The 22988-nt window shown below is 68.6% G+C and carries 17 protein-coding genes; 9 read left to right on the forward strand and 8 right to left on the reverse strand.

Translation table 11 applies throughout. From position 1 onward, the window contains the following. The first annotated feature begins 32 nt into the window (after positions 1-32). A complete protein-coding gene (locus RM25_RS10820; protein ID WP_044636901.1) occupies positions 33-1385 on the forward strand; it encodes a sensor histidine kinase in 1353 nt (450 codons plus the stop codon). 28 nt (positions 1386-1413) lie between these two features. Here the strand turns inward: RM25_RS10820 and RM25_RS10825 are convergent, their stop codons facing one another. The 6 genes from RM25_RS10825 to RM25_RS10850 form a co-directional block, all read right to left on the reverse strand. Next, positions 1414-2661, reverse strand: a complete 1248-nt coding sequence (locus tag RM25_RS10825; RefSeq protein WP_044636902.1) for an MFS transporter — start codon at positions 2659-2661, stop codon at positions 1414-1416. Between the two features lie 11 nt (positions 2662-2672). Beyond that, a complete protein-coding gene (locus RM25_RS10830) occupies positions 2673-3743 on the reverse strand; it encodes a DNA-3-methyladenine glycosylase family protein (protein WP_144406071.1) in 1071 nt (356 codons plus the stop codon). Positions 3744-4385: 642 nt separating this feature from the next. Continuing rightward, positions 4386-5162, reverse strand: a complete 777-nt coding sequence (locus tag RM25_RS10835; protein ID WP_044636461.1) for a DeoR/GlpR family DNA-binding transcription regulator — start codon at positions 5160-5162, stop codon at positions 4386-4388. 90 nt (positions 5163-5252) lie between these two features. Next, complete coding sequence (locus RM25_RS10840; protein ID WP_044636462.1) at positions 5253-6305, reverse strand: NAD(P)H-dependent glycerol-3-phosphate dehydrogenase; 1053 nt, start codon at positions 6303-6305, stop codon at positions 5253-5255. 53 nt (positions 6306-6358) lie between these two features. Continuing rightward, a complete protein-coding gene (locus RM25_RS10845; RefSeq protein ID WP_044636463.1) occupies positions 6359-7915 on the reverse strand; it encodes a xylulokinase in 1557 nt (518 codons plus the stop codon). A gap of 428 nt (positions 7916-8343) precedes the next feature. Continuing rightward, positions 8344-9672 (reverse strand): anaerobic sulfatase maturase, encoded by a 1329-nt coding sequence (locus RM25_RS10850; protein WP_060759111.1) that lies wholly within the window; start codon positions 9670-9672, stop codon positions 8344-8346. A 725-nt stretch (positions 9673-10397) separates the two neighbouring features. Between RM25_RS10850 and RM25_RS10855 the strand changes: the two genes are divergently transcribed. From RM25_RS10855 to RM25_RS12815, 7 genes are all read left to right on the forward strand, one after another. Continuing rightward, positions 10398-11399 carry an ABC transporter substrate-binding protein gene (locus RM25_RS10855; protein ID WP_044636464.1) on the forward strand — a complete coding sequence of 334 codons (1002 nt, stop codon included), beginning with the start codon at positions 10398-10400 and terminating at the stop codon, positions 11397-11399. Continuing rightward, positions 11396-12403, forward strand: coding sequence for an ABC transporter permease (locus RM25_RS12090; RefSeq protein ID WP_080774562.1), 1008 nt, complete (start codon positions 11396-11398; stop codon positions 12401-12403). Before RM25_RS10855 ends, RM25_RS12090 begins: the two co-directional genes overlap by 4 nt. Continuing rightward, positions 12400-13221, forward strand: a complete 822-nt coding sequence (locus tag RM25_RS10865) for an ABC transporter permease (protein WP_052809206.1) — start codon at positions 12400-12402, stop codon at positions 13219-13221. The genes RM25_RS12090 and RM25_RS10865 overlap by 4 nt, the downstream gene beginning before the upstream one ends. Further along, the gene (locus RM25_RS10870) at positions 13218-14012 is read left to right on the forward strand and encodes an ABC transporter ATP-binding protein (RefSeq protein WP_080774563.1); all 795 of its coding nucleotides are present in this window, start codon (positions 13218-13220) and stop codon (positions 14010-14012) included. The genes RM25_RS10865 and RM25_RS10870 overlap by 4 nt, the downstream gene beginning before the upstream one ends. A gap of 35 nt (positions 14013-14047) precedes the next feature. After that, positions 14048-15670, forward strand: coding sequence for a sulfatase family protein (locus RM25_RS10875; protein ID WP_052809207.1), 1623 nt, complete (start codon positions 14048-14050; stop codon positions 15668-15670). Between the two features lie 76 nt (positions 15671-15746). Further along, complete coding sequence (locus tag RM25_RS10880) at positions 15747-17765, forward strand: alkyl/aryl-sulfatase (protein WP_052809208.1); 2019 nt, start codon at positions 15747-15749, stop codon at positions 17763-17765. Positions 17766-18576: 811 nt separating this feature from the next. Continuing rightward, positions 18577-18876 (forward strand): type II toxin-antitoxin system Phd/YefM family antitoxin, encoded by a 300-nt coding sequence (locus tag RM25_RS12815; protein ID WP_044636465.1) that lies wholly within the window; start codon positions 18577-18579, stop codon positions 18874-18876. A 63-nt stretch (positions 18877-18939) separates the two neighbouring features. Here RM25_RS12815 and RM25_RS10890 read toward each other — a convergent pair whose 3' ends face one another. Continuing rightward, the gene (locus tag RM25_RS10890; RefSeq protein WP_052809209.1) at positions 18940-20292 is read right to left on the reverse strand and encodes an MFS transporter; all 1353 of its coding nucleotides are present in this window, start codon (positions 20290-20292) and stop codon (positions 18940-18942) included. A gap of 362 nt (positions 20293-20654) precedes the next feature. Continuing rightward, positions 20655-21620 carry a sulfite exporter TauE/SafE family protein gene (locus tag RM25_RS12095; RefSeq protein ID WP_055346569.1) on the reverse strand — a complete coding sequence of 322 codons (966 nt, stop codon included), beginning with the start codon at positions 21618-21620 and terminating at the stop codon, positions 20655-20657. A gap of 368 nt (positions 21621-21988) precedes the next feature. On the opposite strand from RM25_RS12095, the gene RM25_RS10905 reads away from it, so the two are divergent. Then, a complete protein-coding gene (locus RM25_RS10905; protein WP_044636466.1) occupies positions 21989-22942 on the forward strand; it encodes a sugar phosphate isomerase/epimerase family protein in 954 nt (317 codons plus the stop codon). The last annotated feature ends 46 nt before the right edge of the window (positions 22943-22988 follow it).

Below are 22988 nucleotides of genomic sequence, written 5' to 3' on the forward strand. Positions count from 1 at the left end.
AACCCCGCACCCTGCAACAGCGCTTTGCGGCCATGACCGCGGCGGTGGTGGCGTTGGCCGTGGCCGTTGTGGGCATGATCGCCTATGTGTCCACAAGCCGCTCGTTGTACGGCCAGGTCGACGATGAGCTGGTGAGCCTCGCGGGCTACATGGTCACCCCCATCGCGTCGGACGTCACCGGCATGGGCGGGCTGAACAGCTCGTCGTTGCAGGCCGCGAATGTGAACATCGTGCTGGTGAAGTCCGACCGTTCCATCGTGCGCGTGCAGGGCGAGAAGGTGAGCATCCAGCCCGACGCCCCCGAGGTGGCGGTGGCGCGTATGAAGTTCGGCAAGTCGACGCGCACCGTGTCCCTGGGCCCCGACGGTCAGCGCTATCGGCTCGTCGCCGTGCCGATGGAGGCCAAGGACAACAGTTCCTATGCGCTGGTGTTGGCGCGTCCCCTCGAACCGCTGGTCGACACCCTCGACCAGTTGCGCGCCATCCTGTTGTGGCTGGGCATCGGCTTCACGATCATCGCCGCGGCGGTGGGCTACACGATCGGACGCCGGGTGATGCAGCCGCTGCGCCAGCTGTCGGACGCGGTGGCGCACGTGACCGAGACCGACGAACTGGTGCCGATCGGCTCGACGCGTGCCGACGAACTGGGCGACCTGTCACGGGCCTTCGACACGATGATGCATTCGCTGGCGTCCAGCCGGAACCGCCAGAAATACCTGATTGCCGACGCCAGCCATGAGCTGCGTACACCCCTGACGTCGATGCGCACGAACGTCGAGCTGCTGGTGGCCGACGAGAAGAGCGGCATGCTGCCCGAGGGTGCACGTGCCGAGATCCTGGGCGACGTGGCCGCCCAGCTGGGTGAGTTCACCTCGCTGGTGGGCGACCTGGTGCAGCTGAGCCGCGACGACGTGGTGCTGCCCAGCCCCGAGCCGCTGGACTTCGCCGAGGTGGTGGAGTCGGCGATCACCCGCGCCAAGCGACGCGGCAGCAGCCTCAACTTCGATGTCTCGCTGGAGCCGTTCTACGTGGTGGGCGAGCCCGACACCCTGGAACGCGCCGTGACGAACCTGCTCGACAATGCGGTGAAGTTCTCGCCGCGCGGCGGCACGGTGCATGTGCACCTGGCCGGCGACACGCTCACCGTGTCCGACGAGGGTCCCGGTATCGCCCAGGACGACCTGCCGCACATCTTCGACCGCTTCTACCGCTCGAACAAGGCCCGCAACACCCCCGGCACCGGGCTGGGCCTGTCCATCGTGGCGCACACGGTGAAGGCGCACGGCGGCTGGGTGCACGCCGACAATGCCCCCGGCGGCGGCGCCATGTTCACCGTGCGGCTTCCGGCGGCACCGCCGGAGGTCGTGGCCCAGATGGACCATTGAGTCCGGCTCGGCGGGCACGCCCGGGCGCTCAGCCGGTGGCCGCTGCCTGCGGCGCGGGCCGCGGGCGCAGCAGCGGCGACAGGGCCATGATGAGCACGGCGCTCAGGGGGATCACCAGTAGCGCCAGCCGCAGGCTCACGGCGTCGCCCAGCGCACCGATCACGATCGGGAACAGCACGAAGCCCACCCGCATCACCCAGGTGGTGATCGTCAGCCCGACGCCGGCGGGGACGCCCGGCAGGCCGTCGGCGGCGTTCATGGCGTTGGGAATCATGGTGGCGATACCCCAGCCCGAGGCGCCGAAGCCGATGAGCGCGGTGACCGGCGTCGGCACGGCAAGGGCGAGCGCCATGCCCGCCAGACAGACCACGGCACCCCAGATCACGGTCCTCACCAGGCCCAGCCGGTCAACGATCACGTCGCCGGTGAGGCGGCCCAGGGTTTCGAAGACCATCAGCGCCACGAAGCCGAGGCCGGCGACGAAGGGCGTGGCGGCGAACTGGTCGGTCATGTAGAGCGGCGACCAGGCGCTGCCACCCAGTTCGATGCCGCCGGCCAGCGCGCCGAGCAGGCCCAGGCCGACGAGCACGGCCAGGGTGCGCGGACGCAGCCAGGCGCGTCCGGTGGCAACCTCGGTGCCCGCGACCTGCTCGCGGTCCTCGCCGGGCAGCATCATGGCCCAGCTGGCCCCCACGCAGCACAGCAGCACGCCCACCGTCACATAGGTCTGGGTGGGCACGGCCATCGCGGCGCCGGCCGCGGCCGATCCGAGGAAGCCGCCGACCACCGCGCCGATGCACCACCAGCCGTGGAAGGAGTTGAAGATGGAGCGGCGGTAGAGGCGTTGCACCCGCAGGCCGTGGTAGTTCATCGAGGTGTCGGTGACCGCGTCGAAGGCACTCATCGCGAACATGGCGACGAACACCCACTCGATGCTTCCGGCGAGCGCCAGGATCACCAGCGCACCGCTGGAGGCGATCTGGGCGAGCGCGGCGACATTGCGTGAGCGGTAGCGACGCATCAGTGGGGCGGCCAGCCAGCCGAGCGCGATGCCGCCGATGGGCCCGATGCCCAGCGCCAGCCCCCACAGCGTGTTGCTGACATGCAGCCGCTCGATGATCTCGGGGTAGCGCGGCACCAGCGACGCGAAGGTGGCGCCGTTGACGAAGAAGATGAGCAGCACGCCGAGCCGGGCCAGGCGCAGCCGGGTGGGCACGCGCCCGGTCTTGTGGGCTGGCTTATCGGACGCCTTGCGCTCTGTCTCGGGGGACTCCATGCCCGACGCCATTACCGCCGCCAGCTGCGGCGCCGGTTGACCCCGACGCCGGGAACGTGGCTGGGCAGGGTGCGGCGGGCACCGCGTCGGGCGGCATGGGCCACCAGCGGGGTGACGAGCAGTTCCACCCGGTAGCGGTGGCCGGCATAGGGCGCGAGCGCCTCGTCGGCGAAGGCGTCGTCGCCCTTCTGCCCGGTGAGTGCCAGTGAGATCAGTGCGGGCGCGTGGTAGTCGCCGATGCTCCAGGCGTCGGGGTCGCCGTAGGCCCATTGCAGCACCTTGGCGGCGGTCCAGGGGCCGATGCCGGGCTGCGTCTGCAGCAGGCGGGAGCGCTCCGCACCGTCAGTGGCGCGCCCCAGGGCTCTCTCCAGGCTGGGGACGCGTCGCATCGCGCGCACCAGGGCGGCGGCTCGGCGTCCGTCGACGCCAGCGCGGGTGAACTCGAAGCTGGGAATGTGGGCCCACTGCTCGGCGGTGGGCGGCACCACCATGCCGTGGGCGGGGCCGTCGGGCGTGGCGGCGGGACCCGGGGCGGGAGTGGCGTACTTGGCGAGCAGTGAGCGCAGGCCCCCGAAGGCCTCGGGGCCGGTGACCTTCTGCTCGATCACGGCGGGGGCGAGGGCCTCGGTGAGGTTGTCGGTGGCGCCGATCCGCCACTGCGGGTGGTCGTGGTGGGCGCGGCGCAGGAGGTCGCAGTCGGCCGCCAGCGCGGCGAAGCCGCTCGGATCGTCCTGCTCACCGAGCAGCCGTGGCACCTGGTCGAGTGCCCAGTCGGCGCCCTCTCCCCAGGCGCGCGTGACGACGTCGGCGTGGTGGTCGAACAATTCCAGCAGCGCGGGGCCATCGGGCGTGCGGGTTGCGCGCCACCAGTGCTGCGCGCCGACGCGTCGGTGCGTCGGATCGGCCGGGCCCTTGGCCAGGCGACCCAGCGCCATGTCGAGGCGTCCGGCGGCACCCAGCACGGTGCGCTGTGCCGGTGACCCGGCGGCACCCGAGCGGGTTCCCGCAACGGGCTGTCCCTCGGCGTCCGGCGCGGGAGGGGACGTCGCCGATCGGCTGGTCGCACGGGGGGAAGAAGTCACGGCGACCAGCGTAGGCCGCCGGTGCCATGGGTCCGGAATCGCCGGTCCCGGGACGGTTGGATGTCCTGGGGACGCCGTGCCAGCGCCGGGATCCACGCTCCGTGCCAGGGCCGCGCTCCTCCACCCGCAACCGGTTTCAAAACCCCGCCCGCACCCGAAACCCCACTAGCTGGACACCTGTGCGGCGTCATTCCCGCACAACTGCCCACTTCACGACCAGGACGCCGCCCAACGGACGCTGCGGCCACACTCCCCCACCCGCGCCGGCATCCACACACCCGCAACCGGCTTCAACACCCACCCGCACCCGAAACCCCACTAGCTGGACACCTGTGCGGCGTCATTCCCGCACAACTGCCCACTTCACGACCAGGACGCCGCCCAACGGACGCTGCGGTCACACAACCAGCCCGGGCCACACTCCCCCACCAGCACCCGAAACCCCACTAGCTGGACACCTGTGCGGCGTCATTCCCGCACAACTGCCCACTCAGGGGCCGGATCGTGTCCGCGCCAACTCGTCCACACGGGCACCACCGGAAGATAGGGGCGGATAAAGCACCGACTACGGTGCTTTATCCGCCCCTATCTCCTCTAACCCGCACGACCCTCTGTCCCACATGACGCAGCGGGCGCCGGCACCTAGACCGTGATCACCCGCTCCACCTGATCGTGCAGCGTCGCCAGGTGCGCGGGGTCGAGCGACTTCTCGGTGATCACGACGTCCACCTCGGACAGGGGCAGGAACCTGTGCAGGGCATTGCGGCTGAACTTGGTGCGGTCAACCAGCAGGATGCGCTGGCGGGCGGCGCGCATGAGACGCCCCTTCACCGCGGCCATCGCCTCGTCGGGATGCGAGCAGACCCCACCGGTCACCGCGGTGGTGGACATGATGCACACATCGGGGCTGACCTGGTCGATCATCGCCTCGGTCATCGGGCCGGCATAGGCGTCGGCCCAGCGCAGGTAGCTGCCACCGAGGGTGATCAGCTCAAGCTCGGCGCTGTCCCGCACGGCATCGGCGATGAACCGGGCGTTCGTCACCACGGTGAGCGGCGCCAGCTCCCCCAGCCCCGGGAACAGGTGCCGGCAGGTGGTCGAATCGTCCATCGCAATCGTCGAACCGGGCGCCAACAACGGCAGGGCCGCGTCGGCGATGCGTTGCTTGGCGTCGAGCTCGGTGCCCATCCGCATCAGCGACGAGGCCTCGGCCATCGAGAACGGAGCGGCCGTGACGCGTCCGTGGGAGCGCTGGATCAGTCCGGAGGTCTCCAGCGCGGCGACGTCGCGGTAGACGGTCATCGGGGAGACGCCGAGCTCGTCGGCCAGCTCCTTCACCGCGATCGTGCCCTCGCGGGTCACCACCTGGAGCACGTCGTGGATCCGCACATCGCGCGATGTGGCCGGCTGTTGTTCCACGTGAAACCTCCTGCTTGTCGAGCGCCCCGCTTGTCAAACACCCTGCCTGTCAAACACCCCGCGTCGAGCGCCCCGCGGACGCCGGCCCGCCTACAGCGTCGGCTTGACGGGCAGGACGGCCCGCGCAACCTCCGTCATGGGGTCGGCACCGGCATCGTTGAGCAACCGGTTGACGGCCGCCAGCAGCGGCATGCGCTCGGCGAGTCCCCCGCCGATCTGCTCCACGAACCTTACGGCCAGTGCGGTGGCCGGCACGCCCTCGACCGTCTGCTCGAGGCGATCCATCTCGGCGAGCGCCTCCTGCGGCTGCTCGCCACGACCGAGGCGCACGCCGTAGACCTTGTTGCGTCCCGACAGGCCGGTCACCTCGAGGTCGCCGACGCCCGGCAGCCCGTAGGCGGTGGCCGGATCGGCCCCCAACTGGGCGCCCAGCAGCGACATCTCGGCGATCGCCTGGGCGAACGCCGCGGCCTTCAGGTTGTGGTGCGGCACCCCGGTCTTCTCCTCCAGGCCGTCCGCGACGCCCAGCGCGATGGCGTACACGTTCTTCATGGGTGCGCACACCTCGACGCCCGTCTCGTCATCGGTGTGGGCGATCGCATAGTTGGCCGTGGCGGCCTGCGCCGCGTAGCTGCGCGACACCTCGCCGTCACGGCAGCCGAAGATCGTCGCCGTCGGCAGCGCCTGGGCACACTCGTTGGCCTTCACCGGTCCGGCGATCGCCACCAGCGGCGGCAGGGTGACGCCCTTGGCGGCGGCGATCGAGCGGATGGCCTCGGGCAGCAGGCCGATGCGTCCGTCGTCTCCCTCGGAGAAGCCCTTGGACGTCATCCACAGCGCGTCGGCCTTCGCGATGCCGGGAAGCGCCAGCTCGGCCACCCGCGGCACGCCCACCGAGGCCACCGACATGACCACCACCTGGGCACCGTCGAGGGCCTGCTCGAGCTGCGCGGAGCGGAAGGTTGCCACGCCGGGGGCAAGCGGCACATTGGTGCGCGGGTGCGGCTTGCCGGCCTCCACGGCGTCGAGCAGGTGGTCGTCGAGCCAGGTGCCCCACAGGCGGACGTCCCAGCCGGCGTCGGCCAGCGGACGGCACAGGGCCGAGCCCATGGCTCCGGCTCCGAGAACGGTGATCGTGGGCATTGTTTCTCCTCTTGTTGGGGGTGATGACGGGTTGGGGACGCGGGGTGGCGGCGCTAGTCCTGCGACAGGGCCGCGAGCTCCTGGAAGGTCTCGCGCAGCGCCGGGTAGAGCCGGGCGTGCACCGCGGCGATCCGGCGATAGCGCTCATGGAGCTCCATGTCGGGGTGCACCGTCTCGCCGAAGCTGGCCATCGCCTTGGCGGAGCTGGCCACATCGGGTGAGCCATCGGCCAGGGGCTCGGCATGGGCGTTGATCGCCGCCATGGCGAGCACGGCGGCACCCAGCGCCGAGATCTCCTCTTCGAGGCAGACCGTGAGGGGCACTCCGGTGACATCGGCCATGATCTGGCGCCACACTCCCGAGCGGGCGCCGCCGCCCATGATGCGCAGCTGGGTGATCGGGGTGCCGGTGCCGTCGGCCAGCTCATCGAGGTTGCGGCGCATCTCGAAGCAGATGGACTCCAGCACCGAGCGGTACAGGTGCGCCCGGGTGTGCGTGCCCCGCCAACCGACGACGGCGCCGCGGGCCAGCGCGTCCCAGTAGGGCGATTGCACGGCGTTCCAGTACGGCAGGGTGACCAGGCCGTCGGCCCCGGGGGCGATTGCGGCGGCGGCCGCATTGTCGCGTTCCACGTCGGGATCGCCGGGGTGGTCGGGGTCGCCGAAGGTGTCGCGCACCCAGCCGGCCAGGTAGGAGCCCGATGACTGCAGCACCTCGAGCACGTAGTTTCCGGGGATGCCCGATACGTGGGTGCGGAACGCCGGGTTGTAGATGTAGGAGCCCGATTCGACGCCGGCGTTCACCGCGGTGCCCATGTTGAGGTAGCCGACGCCCGGGTCGACGGCGGCGGCGCCGATGCCCGCAGCCTGTCCGTCGCCGAGTCCGGCGATCACCGGGATGGGACGCGCCAGGCCCCATTCGGCGGCCAGTTCGGGGCGGATGTCGGCGATCGGTGAGGCGGGGGCCACCAGTTCGGGCATCTGGTCGCGTCGCACGCCGGCGATCTGCAGCAGCTCGTCGGACCAGTCGCGGCGCTGGATGTCGAACAGGCCCAGCGAATCGGCAGCGGCGGTGGATGAGGCCCAGCGTCCGGTGAGGTTGAACACGATGGCACCCAGCACATCGGTGACCTTGTCGGCACGGGCGAACCACTCGGGGTGGTGCTGCGTCACCCAGGCCATCTTGTAGATCGCGGGGGTGACGCCGGCCGGCTTGCCCGACAGCTCGTGCACGTGGGCGCTGCCGTGGCGTTCGATCTGCTCGGCGGCGCGCCCGTCGAGCCACAGGATGCCGTTGGCCAGGGGCGTGCCGTCGGCGCTGAAGGGGGCGAAGGATTCGCGCTGGTGGGTGATGCCGATGGCCGCCACCCGGTCACGGTCGGCCTGACTGAGCCCGCCCAGCACCTCGCCGATGGTCTCGTGGCTGGTGCGCCACCACAGCGCGGGGTCGTGCTCGTAATGGTCCATGGCGGGTGTCAGGAGTGGGATCGGACGCCGGGCCGTGGCCCACACGGTGCCGTTGGTGTCCACGACGATGGCCTTGGTGGAGGTGGTGGACGAATCGATGGCCACGACGAGTGGCCCCTGCTGGGTGCGCTGACGCTCGGACACGGTGTCCCCTCTCAGATCAACGTTGATCGAGTCGGCGATGAGTTTTGCCTCAAGCTACCCCAAATTGTGGTTACTTCACCAGCTTTTGTGTGAATTTGGGGGAATCGGGGGTGCCGAGAACTGGCGCGGCATGGGCCCATACATCGGCCCCCCAGAGCCCCGCGACTCGAACGTTCAACCTGACGTGGAGAGTTATCCACAGGGTTATCCCCACATGTGGATTACTTACACACCTGTAACTACAGCTGTGGATCACAGGCGGTGGAGCCTGTGGACAACTCCCCACGACGGGCGGGCGGACGCCTCATTTCGCGATCCCCACGCGTCATCGGCAACGGACCGGCGCCCGGGTGCACACAGGATGTGGAAACCGGATGTGCACACATGTGGAGGACGCTCGGGTCGGCACCGGGCAACGCACCGCCCGCTCAGGTGCCCGGCGACACCAGGATCCGATACTGCCGGGCCCAGGGCATCACGCGGGCCGGGTCGCGTCCGGACAGCACGCACGCCGCCAGGTAGCGCATCGGCGCATCGATCGCGGTGAAGAAGTGCCGGTAGCCGCGGCACAGGTAGTTGACCTTCGGCCCATCCGCAGGGCCCGCCATCGGGTCGGCTCCCTCCGAGCGGGGTCCCCTCGTGAGTCGGTCCTCACCCGTGAGTCGGTCTTCACCCGTGAGCTGTGCCTCCCCCATGAGCCGGGCCTCCCCCGCGAGCTGTGCCTCCCCCATAAGCCGGGCCTCACCCATCAACTGGGCCTCCCCCATCAGCCGGTTCTTGGGGCACTCGCCGTGGCAGGCGAACAGCACCGGGCACTCACGGCAGCGCGCCGGGAGGTCGGCCTTGGCGTCGCCGAAGGTGCGCTGCCGCGGGTCGGCAACCATGGCCGCCAGCGAATCGTCACCCACCCGGCCGAGGCGGTGCGCGGGGTCGACGAAGTGATCGCACGAGTAGACGCTGCCGTCGTGCTCCACCACCACCGCGTCACCACAGTGTTCCCGGAACATGCACGACGCCGGCTCATCGCCACACCATGCCGCCAGGGCCCACTCGACGTTCATGACGAACACCTGCCCCACGTCACGGTGCAACCACTGCGAGAAGACGTCCACCTGGAACTCGCCCCATGCGCCCGGATCGACGCTCAGCCCACGCACCACGTGCCCGGGACGCGCCGGGTCGGGCACGACGATGGGGATGTACTGGTGGAAATCCGAGCCGACCTCATCGCGCAGGAAGCGGTAGACCTCCGCACCGCGGTGCTGGTTGGCCGGGTGCACCGTGGTGAAAGTGTTGAAGCGCACGCCGTGCTCGTGCAGCAGGCGCGCGGCACGCATCACCTTCGCCCAGGTGCCCCGGCCACCGCGGTCGACGCGCCAGCGGTCGTGCACGTCGCGGGGCCCGTCGATGCTCAGCCCCACCAACACGTCGTGACGCGCCAGGAATTCCGCCCACCGTTCGTCGATGAGCACGCCGTTGGTCTGCATCGACCACGCGAAGTGACACCCGGGCGGCACGATCCGGCGGGCCACCGCGAAGGCCTCCCGGTAGAAGTCGAGCCCGCGCAGCGTCGGCTCGCCGCCCTGCCAGCAGAACTGGATGGCGGTGTCGGGCGAGGCGTCGATGGCGTCCTGCAACACCGCACGCACCACCTCGGGGGTCATGCGCAGCGACGACCTCGGGAACAGTGCCTGCTTGTCGAGGTAGAAGCAGTAGGTGCACTCCATGTTGCAGGTGGGCCCGGCGGGCTTGGCCATCACATGCGGGGCCGGGCGGACGCCGCGGGAACCCCGCTGGGCACGAAGCGGGCCGCGCACCGGGGCCGGGGCGCCCCCAGGGCCGATGGAGGGACTATCCATCACGTTCACCACCGTCCTGAATGATCGTTATCGTCGCCGGCCGGGCCACGCGCAGGGGCGCCGCCGTGTCGGCGTCGCCGACTCGTTCACCTTTTGTTCATCTCGAAAATGTGAGATGAATTGCGTGATTGAACAATAACAAGCTAATGTCATTCCCATGAATCGCACCGACATCTGGGCCAGGACATCGTCCGCCCATGCCATCGTGCGTTGTAGTGCGCTTTGTACTGTGCATCAGCACCGCACGCCCTGTTGTCCGTAGCAAGCATCGGGTCCCCCAAGAGACCCCTGTCGACCGTGACAACCTCGCTCACTTCTCCTCAGTGACCGTGCCCCCGCATCCCATGACCGGTTGGATCCGGATGGCCTGACTCACCCTCTGACAAGGGGAGTCACACATCTTCCGCTGCGGCGGGACCTTGCCCGCCCATCGCCGGCACCTGCCGTCATGCCTGTTGGGAACGCTCCTGCGAACGATTGACGCAATCGTTCGGAATTGCCTTCCAGCCATCACTGTCGCATTACCCGTGCGCGACGCCGATGCCGGTTTGCCCGCATCACCACATTCATTGATTCGACGCGCCCCTGCGCCTTCGATTCACACCCCATTACAGGAATCCTCCATGCACAAAAAGCGACTGTTCCATATTCCGCTGGCATTGCTCAGCGCCCTGCTCCTCGTGCTCACCTCCGCCTGCTCCGCGTCCACCGACGACGGCTCGGGCACCCGGGCCAATGCGGGTGCCAGCGCCAGCACGCAGCTGCAGACCGTCAAGATCGGCGCCGTGCCCACGCTCATCCTGGGCTTCCTGCAGGTTGGTGAACAGCAGGGCTACTTCGCCAAGCAGGGCCTCAAGCTCGACATCACCCCGGCCGACAGCGGACCGAACATCATCTCCAGCCTGGCCGCCGGGCAGTACGACCTGGCCTACACCGCCTACGCCCCCGCGCTCGTGGCGGTGGCCGGTGGGCAGGACCTGCGGCTGGTCGACCACCTCGACAATGTGTCCGCGGCCGGTCACAACGCCGGGCTGCTGGTGAAGTCCGATTCCCCGATCACCCGCTGGAAGGACCTCGAGGGCAAGAAGATCGGCGCGAATGCGCCCCGCTCGCAGCTGGTGTTGTGGATCCAGGCGGCCATCAAGGCCGACGGTGGCGACCCGGGCACGTTGCAGATCGTGCCGCTGCCGCTCAACCAGATCGCCGACAATGTGGCCCAGGGCAAGCTCGACGCCGGCTCGGTGACCGAGCCCTATCTCACCCAGGCCCACAACTCGCCGGCGCTGCGCGACCTGGGCGACCCCGCCACCGCGGGATTCAGTCAGGGCACCCCGTCGGGTGGCGTGTTCACCAGCGAGAAGACCCTGCAGGCCAAGTCCGATGTGATCACCAAGTACCGCGCCGCCTTCGCCCAGACCATCGACTACGCCAACGGCCATGTTGATGAGGTGCGCGCCCAGGGCGCCAAGCTCGTGGGCCTGTCCGACGCCGCCGCGAAGACGATCACGATCGATCCGATCTCCACCGATGTGAAGGCCCAGGACTTCGGACCCTTCGTGAAGGCCCTCACCGAGCTCGGCTGGACCAAGACCGACGTCGATATCGAAAGGTTCCTGTCGCGATGAGCAGCCAAGTGACAACGCGCGCGCTGACCCCCGTGGAGGGCGAGTTGCTCGGTGAGCTGGCCGATCCGGGCTCTCCGGGAGCCTCCCGGGCCGCGGCCTCCCGCCCCGGGGCCACCACGGAAGGGGACGCATCGGCCGGGACGACCGCATCCTCCGACGTCCCTCCTCGACGCACCGGCATCCGCGCCCTGCTCGACGGCGGGCCCCGCGGGTTCATCCGCGGCCTGACAAGGCCGGGAGCCCTGGGTCGGCATCGGGCACTCATACTCGGGACGGCCGGTATCGTCGCCCTCGGCGCGGTCTGGCAGACCGCGGTGGGGCTGCGCATCCTCAACCCCGAGATCGTGCCCGGGGTTGGCGCCACACTGGCCGAGCTGGTGCGGCTGGTGGGCCTACCGGGCTTCTATGTGACCCTGGGCCAGACGCTGCTCTCCGCGGGCGTCGGCCTGGTGCTGGCCCTGGTGATCGCCGTGCCCGTGGGGCTCGCCCTGGCGAGCAGCGCGTGGTTGCGTCGCCTGCTCAACGCCACCATCGACGCCCTGCGCCCGATTCCCCCGATCGTGCTGCTGCCGCTGGCGATCCTCGCGATCGGCGGCGGGCTCGGCTTCAAGGTGACGCTGGTGTTGCAGGGGGCCCTGTGGCCCCTGCTGTTGCAGACCAGCTATGGCCTGCGCGCGGTGGACCCATTGCAGACCGACGTGGCCGCCAGCTTCCGCATCGACCCGCTGCGTCGCCTGTTCCTGTTCCGCATCCCTGCCGCCGCGCCGGTGATCTTCAGCGGGCTGCGCCTGGCCGCGAGCACTGCGTTCGGGGTGTCGGTGATGACCGAGCTGGTGGGGGGCGAGCGGGGCCTGGGGTCGATCCTGGCCATCGCGCAGAGCGGCAACAACGTGCCCCGCGTCTACGCGATCACCATCATCACCGGCCTGGTGGGACTGGCGATCGCCTTCTTCTTCGGACGCCTGGAGCGGCTGCTCCTGCCTTGGCAGGAGGCCACCCGATGAGCGCGACACTCGCCGGCCGTCTCACGACGCCGCTGGTGCCGGTGGCCGACCGCCGCTGGGCCCGCTACCTCGTTCCCGTGCTGGTGCCGGCGCTGTTGGTGGCCATCTACCAGCTGATCAGTGGGTCAAGCCCCTACCTGCCCGGTATCGGCGAGATCGCCGCCGCCAGTCGCCAGATGTGGACCGGTGCCGGGTTCAGCGCCAATGTGGTGCCGAGCCTCACCAACCTCGCGGTGGGATACCTGGCCGGGCTGGTGCTCGGACTGGCCGTGGGCGTCGCCCTGGGTCGCGCGGTGGTGCTGCGCGAGCTGCTGGCCCCGGTGATCGCCTTCGGGCTCAACCTGCCCGGCGTCGCCATGCTGCCGGTGTTCCTGATCGCCTTCGGCATCGGGCCGCGCATGCAGCAGGGCGTGATCGCCTTCGCGGTGTTCTTCGTGGTGGTGATCAACACCACCGCCGGCGTGCGCAACACCGATCCGCTGCTGGTCGACATGGCGCGGGTCTACCGGCTGCCGCGCTGGCGTCGGATCTGTCAGGTGATCCTGCCCGCCGCCTCGGTGTCGGTGCTTGCCGGCGCCCGGGTGGGGCTGTCCGCGGCCCTGCTCTTGATGGTGGTCGGCGAGATGGTGGGCGCGTCGAACGGAATCGGCGCACAAACCCTGCTCGCCCAACAGAACTTCGACTACGCGCAGATGTGGGCCGGCATCGTGCTGCTCGCTGCGCTGGGCATCGTGCTCAATCTCGGCTTCCTTGCTGCGGAACGCCGACTCACACATCGTCTGCGGCTACCGGCCGCGAACCTGCAGGAGACATCATGACCGAACCCATTGTGAAGGTTCAGGGAATCAAGAAGACCTATATATCCGACAAGGGCGACCACATTGCCCTGGCCGGCGTCGACTTCGACGTGGCACGCGGCGAGGTGGTGTCGATCGTCGGGCCCTCGGGCGCCGGCAAGACCACCGTGCTGCGCATCATCGCCGGGCTGTTGAGCCCGAGCGCCGGACGCGTGGAGGTGGCCGGCCAACCGGTGTCGGGGCAACCGCCCGAGCAGGTGGGGCTGGTGTTCCAGGACTACGGACGCTCGCTGCTGCCGTGGCTGTCGATCACCGGCGACGTGGCGCTGCCGTTGCGCTCCAAGGGCGTCGACCGGGCCGGTGCCCGCACGCTGGCACTCGGTGCCCTGGACGCGGTGGGACTCGCCGGCCGCGGCAAGGCACATCCCCGCGAACTGTCGGGCGGCATGCAACAGCGCGTCGCGATTGCCCGGGCGCTCGCCTATGAGCCGCAGCTGCTGTTGATGGACGAGCCCTTCGCCTCCGTGGACGCCCAGACCCGCATGGACCTGGAGGACCTGGTGCTGCCCCTGCGCGACCAGTTCGGCATCACGGTGGTGATCGTCACCCACGACGTGGACGAGGCGGTGTACCTCAGCGACCGGGTGATCGTGCTGACGCCGCCCCCGTCGGTGGTGAGCCGCATCGTGGAGGTCGACCTGCCCAAGCCCCGCGACCAGCAGCGCACGAAGGATGATGTGCGCTTCGCGCGGCTGCGCGGCGAGGTGCTCGACCTGGTGCGTGGACGCGAGCCGGAAGCGCGGGCGGCATGAGCGCGCCGAGCCGGAATCCGACGGAGCCACACCCGGTGACGCAGGGTCCGCGAGCACAGGACCCGGTGACCCCGGTCCCGGGAGCACAGGACCCGCGAGCACAGGGCCCGGCGACACAGGACCCGCCCCCGACGGCACTGTTCGACCGCCGCACCCGCGACGCGGCCGCGGAGCGTCCCTTCCGGGGATCGGGCCGCACGGCGGGGCGTCCGAACATCGTGTTCATTCTGGCCGACGACCTGGGCTGGGGCGACCTGGGGTGCTTCGGGTCGTTGCACAACCGGACGCCCTCGCTCGACGCCCTGGCGTCGCAGGGGCTGCGCTTCACCCACGGCTATGCCACCTCAGCCACCTGCTCACCCACCCGGCTGGGCCTGTACACCGGGCGCTATCCGGGACGGTTGACCGCGGGCCTCGAGGAGCCGCTGGGCACCCGCGACGAGCACCACGGCATCCCGGCCGACCACCCGACCCTGCCGTCCCTGCTGGTTGACGTGGGCTATCGCACCGCGATGATCGGCAAGTGGCATTGCGGATGGCTGCCCTGGTTCAGCCCGTTGAAGGCCGGCTTCCAGACCTTCTACGGCAACCTCGACGGCGCCGTGGACTATTTCGGCCACTTCGACACCTCGGGCCAGCCCGACCTGTGGGACGGCGAGGAGCCGGTGACCGAGCAGGGCTACTACACCGAGATCATCGGACGCCATGCCGCGGCCTATATCCGCGAGGCGGGCGATGACCCCTTCTACCTGCAGGTGAACTTCACCGGTGCCCACTGGCCGTGGGAGGGCCCCGACGACGAGGAGCTGTCGCGCCACATTGCCGACGAGCCGGCCGACACGCATGAGGAATCGCTCAGGCGGTTGTTCCATGCCGATGGCGGTTCGCTGGCCAAGTACGGCGAGATGGTTGCCGCGCTGGATGCGTCGATCGGCGAGGTGTTGGCGGCCCTGGACGCCAAGGGGATGCGCGACAACACGATCGTGGTGTTCGCCTCCGACAACGGCGGCGAGCGCTGGGCGTTCATGTGGCCCTTCGTCGGCGAGAAGGGCGACCTGGAGGAGGGCGGCATCCGCGTGCCGTTGATCGTGCGCTGGCCGGCGGTGATCGATGCCGGGCAGGTGAGCGACCTGCCCAATGCCACCTTCGACTGGACCGCCACCCTGCTTGACGCGGCGGGTGCGACGCCCGATGCGGACCATCCATTGGACGGCACCTCGTTGCTGGGGTGGCTCACCGGCACCCAGGGTGCGCCGCAGCGTGACCTGTTGTGGCGCACCCGCGAGCAGGGCGCGGTCAGGCGCGGCCACTACAAGCTGCTGGTCGACCGACACGGGCATTCCGTGTGGCACAACCTGTTCGGCACCGATGGGCGCCCCAGCTACCGACTGTTCGACCTGTCGGCCGATGGACGCGAGAAGGCCGATGTGGCCGATCAGCGTCCCGGGTTGGTGGCCGAGTTGAAGGCCGTGTGGCGCAGCTTCGACGAGGAGCTGTTGCCCTATCCGGACGCGTCGGCCTGGGATGCGTCAGCGGATGGTGCGTCATCCCGGGGCGCGTCCACATCCGGCCGATCAACACCCGGCCAATCAACACTGGGCCGATCAACACCGGGCCGATCAACGACAGGGGGTCAGTGTCCGGGGCTTCCCGACTGAGCAACGCAGCCAGCGTTGCCGCAGCAGCAGCACCGTCACAAGACACTCACACACAAGACCCTGAAGGAACAGACCAATGACCGAGATTGATATTCATACCCACACCGCCCTGTCAGATGCCGAGGCCGTGGTGCGCCATGCCGATGGTGGGCTGGACGACGCCACGAAGCCGGCCACCGGTTTCACGCGCCAGCTCAATGCGGGCGTGGCCGAGCGGCTGGGAATCGACCTGGACGACGCCTCGAACTCCGAATATGAGGTGGCCCGCGCACACCTGGTACGTCCGGCTGACACGCTGGAGATCCTGGACGACCAGGGGCGACAGGTGTGGAATGTGCGCAAGTTCGATTTCCTGAAAGATCCGCAAGTTCCCGCGACGGTGAATCCGAGCCTGTGGGTACATGCGAAGTCTGATCGACTGGCCGGATTGTTCGAGGTGGTTCCCGACACGATCTACCAGGTGCGCGGATTCGATATCTCCAATCTGACGCTGGTGAAGTCGAAGACCGGGTGGATCGTGCTTGACGTGCTCACCACCACCGAAACGGAGCGCGCCGCGCTGAAGTTTGCCGAGGAGGGATTGAACGCCGATATTGCGAACAACATCCGGGCAATCCTGATCAGCCATTCGCATGCCGATCACTTCGGGGGCATCGAGGGCATCATCGCGTCGGAGCGCATCGGGCGCACCGAGGACGGGCTGGTGCCGATCTATGCACCGGCGGGCTTCCTGGAGGAGGCCGTCAGCGAGAACGTCTATGCCGGAACGGCCATGTCAAGGCGCTCCGACTACCAGTTCGGCACTGCTGCTGCGGCGCGGGCCCATCAGGGATCGCTGCCGGGGTTGTCGCAGATCACGCCGAAGGGCACGGTGAACCTGCCGCGTCCCACCCATGTGATCGAGCACGATCAGACGATCGTGCTCGACGGGGTGGAGGTGTTCTTCCAGTTAACCCCCGGCACCGAGGCGCCGGCCGAGATGAACAACTACTTCCCGCAATTCCGGGCGCTGTGGTTGGCCGACAACACCCTGGCCACCCTGCACAACCTGTATCCGATTCGTGGGGCGCAGGTGCGCGACGCGAAGGCGTGGGTGAACTACATCCTCGACCTGGTGCATCGTTTCGGGGCGCAGGCCACGGTGGCGTTCCAGGCCCATGAGTGGCCCCACGAGAACACCGCCGAGCAGCCGAATGCGGTGCGTGAATACCTGTTGAACACGGCGGCGGTGTACAAGTACATCCACGACCAGACCCTGCACCTTGCCAATCAGGGATATACCGCCGATGAGATCGGGCGGCGCATCGAGGTGCCGGATCAGCTGTTGAAGCATTGGTACATCCGGCCCTATTACGGTTCGGTGGAGATCAATGCCCATGCGGTGTACAACCGCTACCTGGGGTATTTCAATGGGAATCCGATCAACTTGTTCCCGTTGGCCGAGGAGCAGTTTGCCCGCAAGTTCGTGGAATATGGGGGCTCAGCCGATCGGGTGCTCCAGCGGGCGCAGGCCGATTTCGATGCCGGCGACTACCAGTGGGCGGCCTATGCGGCCAACCAGGTGGTGTTCACCGATCCGGACAATCAGCGCGCTCGTTACCTGGCGGCTGACGCCCTGGAGCAGTTGGGCTACCAGTCGGAGCCGTCGATCTGGCGCAATGCCTATCTGCAGGGAGCCGAGGAGTTGCGTCACGGCGTGGACAGCTCCCAGCAGCTGATCGGCAACAAGGGGGCACTGCTCAGTCACGTGTCGGTGGAGTCGGTGCTGGACTACCTGGCGATCTCGTTGGACGGCCAGAAGGCGGCCAGTGACGACTTCGAGCTCGAGCTGACGGTGGAGCATCCCGATACCGGGCAGGACGCGGAGAGCTATCTGCTCTACCTGCGCGGTGGGGCGCTGCTGTATCACCGCATCGAGGGTTCGGACGGCACGCGTCCCCATGCCACCCTGCTGCGGTCCCAGCTCGGTGCGCTGATTGCCGGCCGTCCGGTGCCGGTGGGCATTGAGCGCGACGCCCACGACCTACTGGGACGCCTGCAGGGCTATCTGGTGAACCTGGCCGCTTCCTCGCGGTTCAACATCATCGAGCCGTAGCACCGCCCGCCGCCTGCTCTCCGCTCCACCTTCAGCGCCCCGCGCCCCGCGCTGACGGTGGAGGCCCCACGGGCGGGGCCCCGGGATCCGGAGTCACACAACCTCGGGTCCCGGGGCTTTCGGGCGCGTGGGGGGCTCCCGGGACCACCGGGACCACCGGACCCACCGGAACCACTGGGCGTGCCCGGACTTCGGGCCCGCGGACCGCGAGGATGGCGGCAACTGGAAAGCGGCAGCTTCGGTGCTCGCCGGTGCTGTCGTGTCGGGCTCCCAGTCCCGACGCCTGAACCGGCACCACCATCGGGGCAGACCCCCATACCTTCGCGCCGGAGAATGCGTACGCCGCACCCATTTTTTACATGGTGCCGCGATGGGACAGTCCCAAACGGACACGGTGGTGTTCGTTTCGTACCGAAGGACACCATCTCGGCGAAGCACGCGCCCGAGTGCGTCACGAATGGACGTCCACAAGGCACAGCGTGGACGTCCGCCGCGTACGCAATGGACCGAATAAGTGTGACGTACGCACTTCCCGAAGGGATGAATGCCCCGGATCGGGCCTGCGGGCGCGAAGTGGATCGTGCCCGGGAGCACGGACCAAACGGGCCGCCGGAGACAAATGGGCCCGTCGGAGACAAGCTGGGTCGTCGAAGACAAAGGGGGCCGTCGGAGACAAGCTGGGCCGTCCCCGGGGGCACACACCGGATGGCGCTGCGACCGCATGTGGACAACGCCCCGCGTCCATCCCCAGACGGCACGCGCGGCGAGAATCCGCGATGTTCCAACACACACTGTGGGCATGCCAGTAACCGTGAGAAACATCACCACCCGCGAGTTCCGCGACAACCTGTCGGAGCAGCTCAGCCGCGCCGCCTACTCGGGCGACCGCATCCAGATCCTGCGCAATGGGCAGCCCATCGCCATGGTCGTGTCGATGGACGACGCCGAGGAGCTCAGGGAGCTCGATTACTACAAGGACGCCGCCGATTACCGCCGCGCCGTGGCCGAACGCAATGGCGACCCCTTGGCCATGCCCACCCGCAACGACGTGATCGTCGCGGATGGCGCCAGCGCCCGGAACGACCTCGCCAGGCGGTTGGGGTTCGAATGAGACCCGACATCGCGCGCCACCCCCGTGCGACGACCTCAGGCGCCGGCCCGATCCAGACGCGCCTCAGGCGCCAGCCCGATCCAGACGCGCCTGGCGCGCAAACACCACCACCATCACGACCGTCGCCGCGGCCGTGATCGCCATCGCAAGGCGGAAGCCATCGGTGAAGTCTGGCACCACAGCCACCGCCCACACCAGCACGGTGTTCGACAGGGCGCCGGCCACCTGGCGCAGGCTGTTCAACAGCGCACTGGCGTGGCTGATGTCCTCACCGGTGAGTCCCTTCAGCGCCCGCGCGGTCGGCAGCGCACTCATCACCGAGGTGCCCACCACCCGCAACAGGTACGCGCCGGCGATCGCCCACGGCGCCGAGGCGGGTGACACCGCCAGCAGGGCCACGGCCGACACCACGGTGATCCCCGAGCCCCACGCCCAGATGGTGCGCAGGCCCCGGGCATCGAACACCCGCCCCGTCAGCGGCGAGGCGATCACATTCGACACCGCCCCGGGAAGCATCACCAACGCCGTGGCGAACCCCGAGCGTCCGGCATGCGACTCGAGCAACACCGGGATGATCGTCTCGGTGCCCAGGAAGACACCGAAGGCAAGCATCACGCCCACGGTCATGCGACGGAAGGTGGCCCCCTTCAGCAGCCGCAGGTTCAGCAGCGGTTGGGCGCTGGACCACTGGCGTCGCGCGAACCACGCCACGAACAGCAGGCCGGCCACCATCATCGACACGCCCACCAGCGGCGCCTCCTGCACCGTGGAGATGCCCGCCAGGAACAGTCCCATGCCCACGAACGACAACACGAACGACGGCCAATCGATGGCGATCTTCCGGGCCGCCTTGATGTTGGGCAGCGTGAACACCGCCGCGGCGAACACCACCGCCATCATCAGCACGCCGGCGCCGAACAGGGCATGCCAGCTGAGGTATTCGAGCATCACGCCCGACATCACCGGGCCGATGGCCGGACCGGCCGACACCACCATCATGTACAGCCCCAGCACGGTGCCCATCCGCCGCGGCGAGGTGATGCGCAGCAGCGCGATCTGGGCGAACGACATGATGATGCCGCTGGCCACCGCCTGCAGCAGACGCGCCGCCAGCACCGGCCAGAAGTTGTCGGCCACGAAGCCCAGCACCGAGGCGGCAATGAACAACCCGGTGGACCACAGGAACAATGCCCGGGTGCTGAACCGCTCGTACAGCATCGCCGACACGGGAGTGACCACCCCCACCACGAGCACATTGCCGGTGGTGAGCCACTGCGCCAAGCTCAGCGAGATGCCGAAGTCGTGCATCATCATCGGCATCGCGGTGACCATCAGCGTCTGGTTGAGCAGGCCGGTGAATGCCGCCGCCAACAACACCGCCGCAACCACCAGTCGCGTGGTCCGATTCAGCTCCATGCCACTCCTCATCACACCGCGACCTGCGAAATGGCACGTCACACGTCTCATACGCCACAAGGCCCTACGTCACCGGGCCACATCACACGACTCATGGGCCCGACGGCCCATGGTTCCCGCTGTTCACGGATCCCGCGGGCAGCGGTCCCGATCAATCCCGGGGACCCGAGAAAACGCAACCCGCGAGATCCAAGAACACGGGCAATCCAAGAACCCAAGCAATCCAAGAACCCGAGCATTCCAAGAACACGGGCGACCCAACGCCACAGTGTGCGCCCGATCACATGCCCCGCCGGATCATTTCGCACACTGGCCACCTGGCGCATCCCGCGGGCAGGCGAGCGGACAGGCCAGCGGGCAGCTCAGCTGATCACCAGCGCGATCGCGGCCACGAAGGTGAGCGCCACCACGACCGTGCGGAAGAACGACGGGTTGATGCGGTGGGCGAGCCAGCGTCCGAACAGCACGGTGGCAAGGATCACCGGCACCATCGCCGCCACCAGCGGCAGGCTCGAGGTCTGCAGCATGCCCAGGCTCAGCGAGATCGGCAGCTTGATCAGGTTGACCACCAGGAAGAACCAGGCGGTCGTCCCCAGGAAGGCCGTGACGCTCAGGCCCTCCGCCAGGAAGTACATGGTGGTCACCGGCCCGCCGGCATTGGCCACCATGGTGGTGAACCCGGTCAGTCCGCCGAATCCGAAGCCGCGCCACGAGAATCGCGCCCGGGTGCGCGCCCACCAGCCCTCCGAGGACGTTCCGCCGGAACGCGCCGACACGAAACCTGCCGGTTGGGACTCGCCACCCCCTGCAGCTCCGCCATCCCCGGCAAGCTCGCCATCCCCACCCGCAGATGCCGCAGCCCCCCGATCCCCGGGCGACGACACCGCCGGCGGCTCCGCGGGCACCGAGCCCGCCGTGGCAGCGCCCGACACCCCATAGCCCGCCAAACCACCACCCAGCGCCGCGCGCCGACGCTTGCGTGCCATGGCAAGCAGGTTCCAGATGATGAAGACCAGCAGGATCACCCCGATCGTGCATCCGGTGGCCGTGTCGTCGGCAAGCGCCAGGAAGACGGCCCCCACGCCGATGCCGACCACCACATTGGGCAGCAACCGACGCAGCACGCCCCAGTCGACGTCCTTGCGATAGGCCCAGATGGCACACCAGTCGGCCACGATGATCAACGCCAGCGACAGCCCCGACGCCTGCCGCGCCGGGATCACATTGGCGAGGATGCCGATCGCCAACGTGCCGGCGCCCGGCAGCAACGACTTGTCGATGCCGACGATCACCGCCACGGCGATCACCGCCGCAAGTTCCATGTCCATGCCCGTCTCCTCCAGCCGTCCTCGCCCGCTGCGTGCGTACAACCTGCGTGCCCACAACCTGTCGGCGCACAAACCTGCGTGCGCACGCCCGCGCCCGCACACCTGCGCCAGCCACGATCCAGCACGATTCTTGCAGTGATCCCGCCAAATGTCTTTACAAATGGCGTCTATCTCGTTTAGTCTTTTGGCACGCTCCAACACAGGGGCGGAGAGCACGGCGACCCAGCGGCCGCACACGCCCAGCAACACCGACAGCACCAGCACCACGGGCAACACCAGCAGCACCGGCAACCGCCAAGACCAACAATCGGCAGCACCGAATTGATCCCCTCACCGGCGATGGGGATTCTCAACGAGGAGAACGCATCATGACCCAGACAACGACCCCGGCCACCCAGAAGGCCCGCAACACCAACGACCCCAAGTACTCCAAGCTGGCCATCGGCGTGTGTCCCGACCAGTGGGGCGTGTGGTTCCCCGACGACCCCAAGCAGATGGCCCCGCGCCAGGCGATGCAGGAGATGGCCGAGGCAGGCTTCGTGATCCTCGAGACCGGCCCCTACGGCTATTTCCCCACCGACCCGAAGGAGCTGAAGTCGTGGACTGACGAGTTCGGGCTCAAGGTGGTGGCCGGCACCGGCTGGGGCATCCTGCACAAGGCCGAGGCCTGGGCCGAGACCGAACGCCACTTCCGCCAGATCGCCGAGACCCACGCCGCCGTCGGCGCCGAGTACATCGTGCACCTGCCGCCGCTCTACCGCGACGACAAGACCTGGGAGTTCACCGACGACCGCGTGCTCAGCCCCGAGGCATGGCACCTGTACGTCGACAACGCCAACAAGCTCGGCCAGATCATGCTCGACGACTACGGCCTCAAGATGGTGCTGCACCCCCACGGCGACTCGCACATCGAGACCCCCGACGAGATCGCCCGCATCTTCGACGCCACCGACCCGCGCTATGTGAACCTGTGCCTCGACTCGGGACACGTCGTCTACGGCGGCGGCGACCCGGTGGAGCTGGTGCACAAGTACCCCGAGCGCATCACCTATGTGCACATCAAGGCCTTCGATCCGAAGATCACCAAGGAGGCCCACGACAAGGACTGGCCCTTCGGCGAGGCCGTCACCAAGGGCGCCTCGGTGCGTCCGCCGGCCGGACTGCCCGAGATGCACGCCTTCATCGACGCGCTGGCCGAGCTCGACAAGGACATCTACTGCATCTGCGAGCAGGACTGCTACCCCTGCCCGCCCGATTTCCCCAAGCCCAACGCCATCAAGATGCGCGACTACCTGGCCGAGTGCGGCCTGGGCCTGAAGTGAACCGGCCCTGACCCGAGCCAGCCATCCCAAGCACAAGACCTGAGGA

It is taken from the genome of Propionibacterium freudenreichii subsp. freudenreichii (assembly GCF_000940845.1).
Classification (GTDB): Bacteria; Actinomycetota; Actinomycetes; order Propionibacteriales; family Propionibacteriaceae; genus Propionibacterium; species Propionibacterium freudenreichii.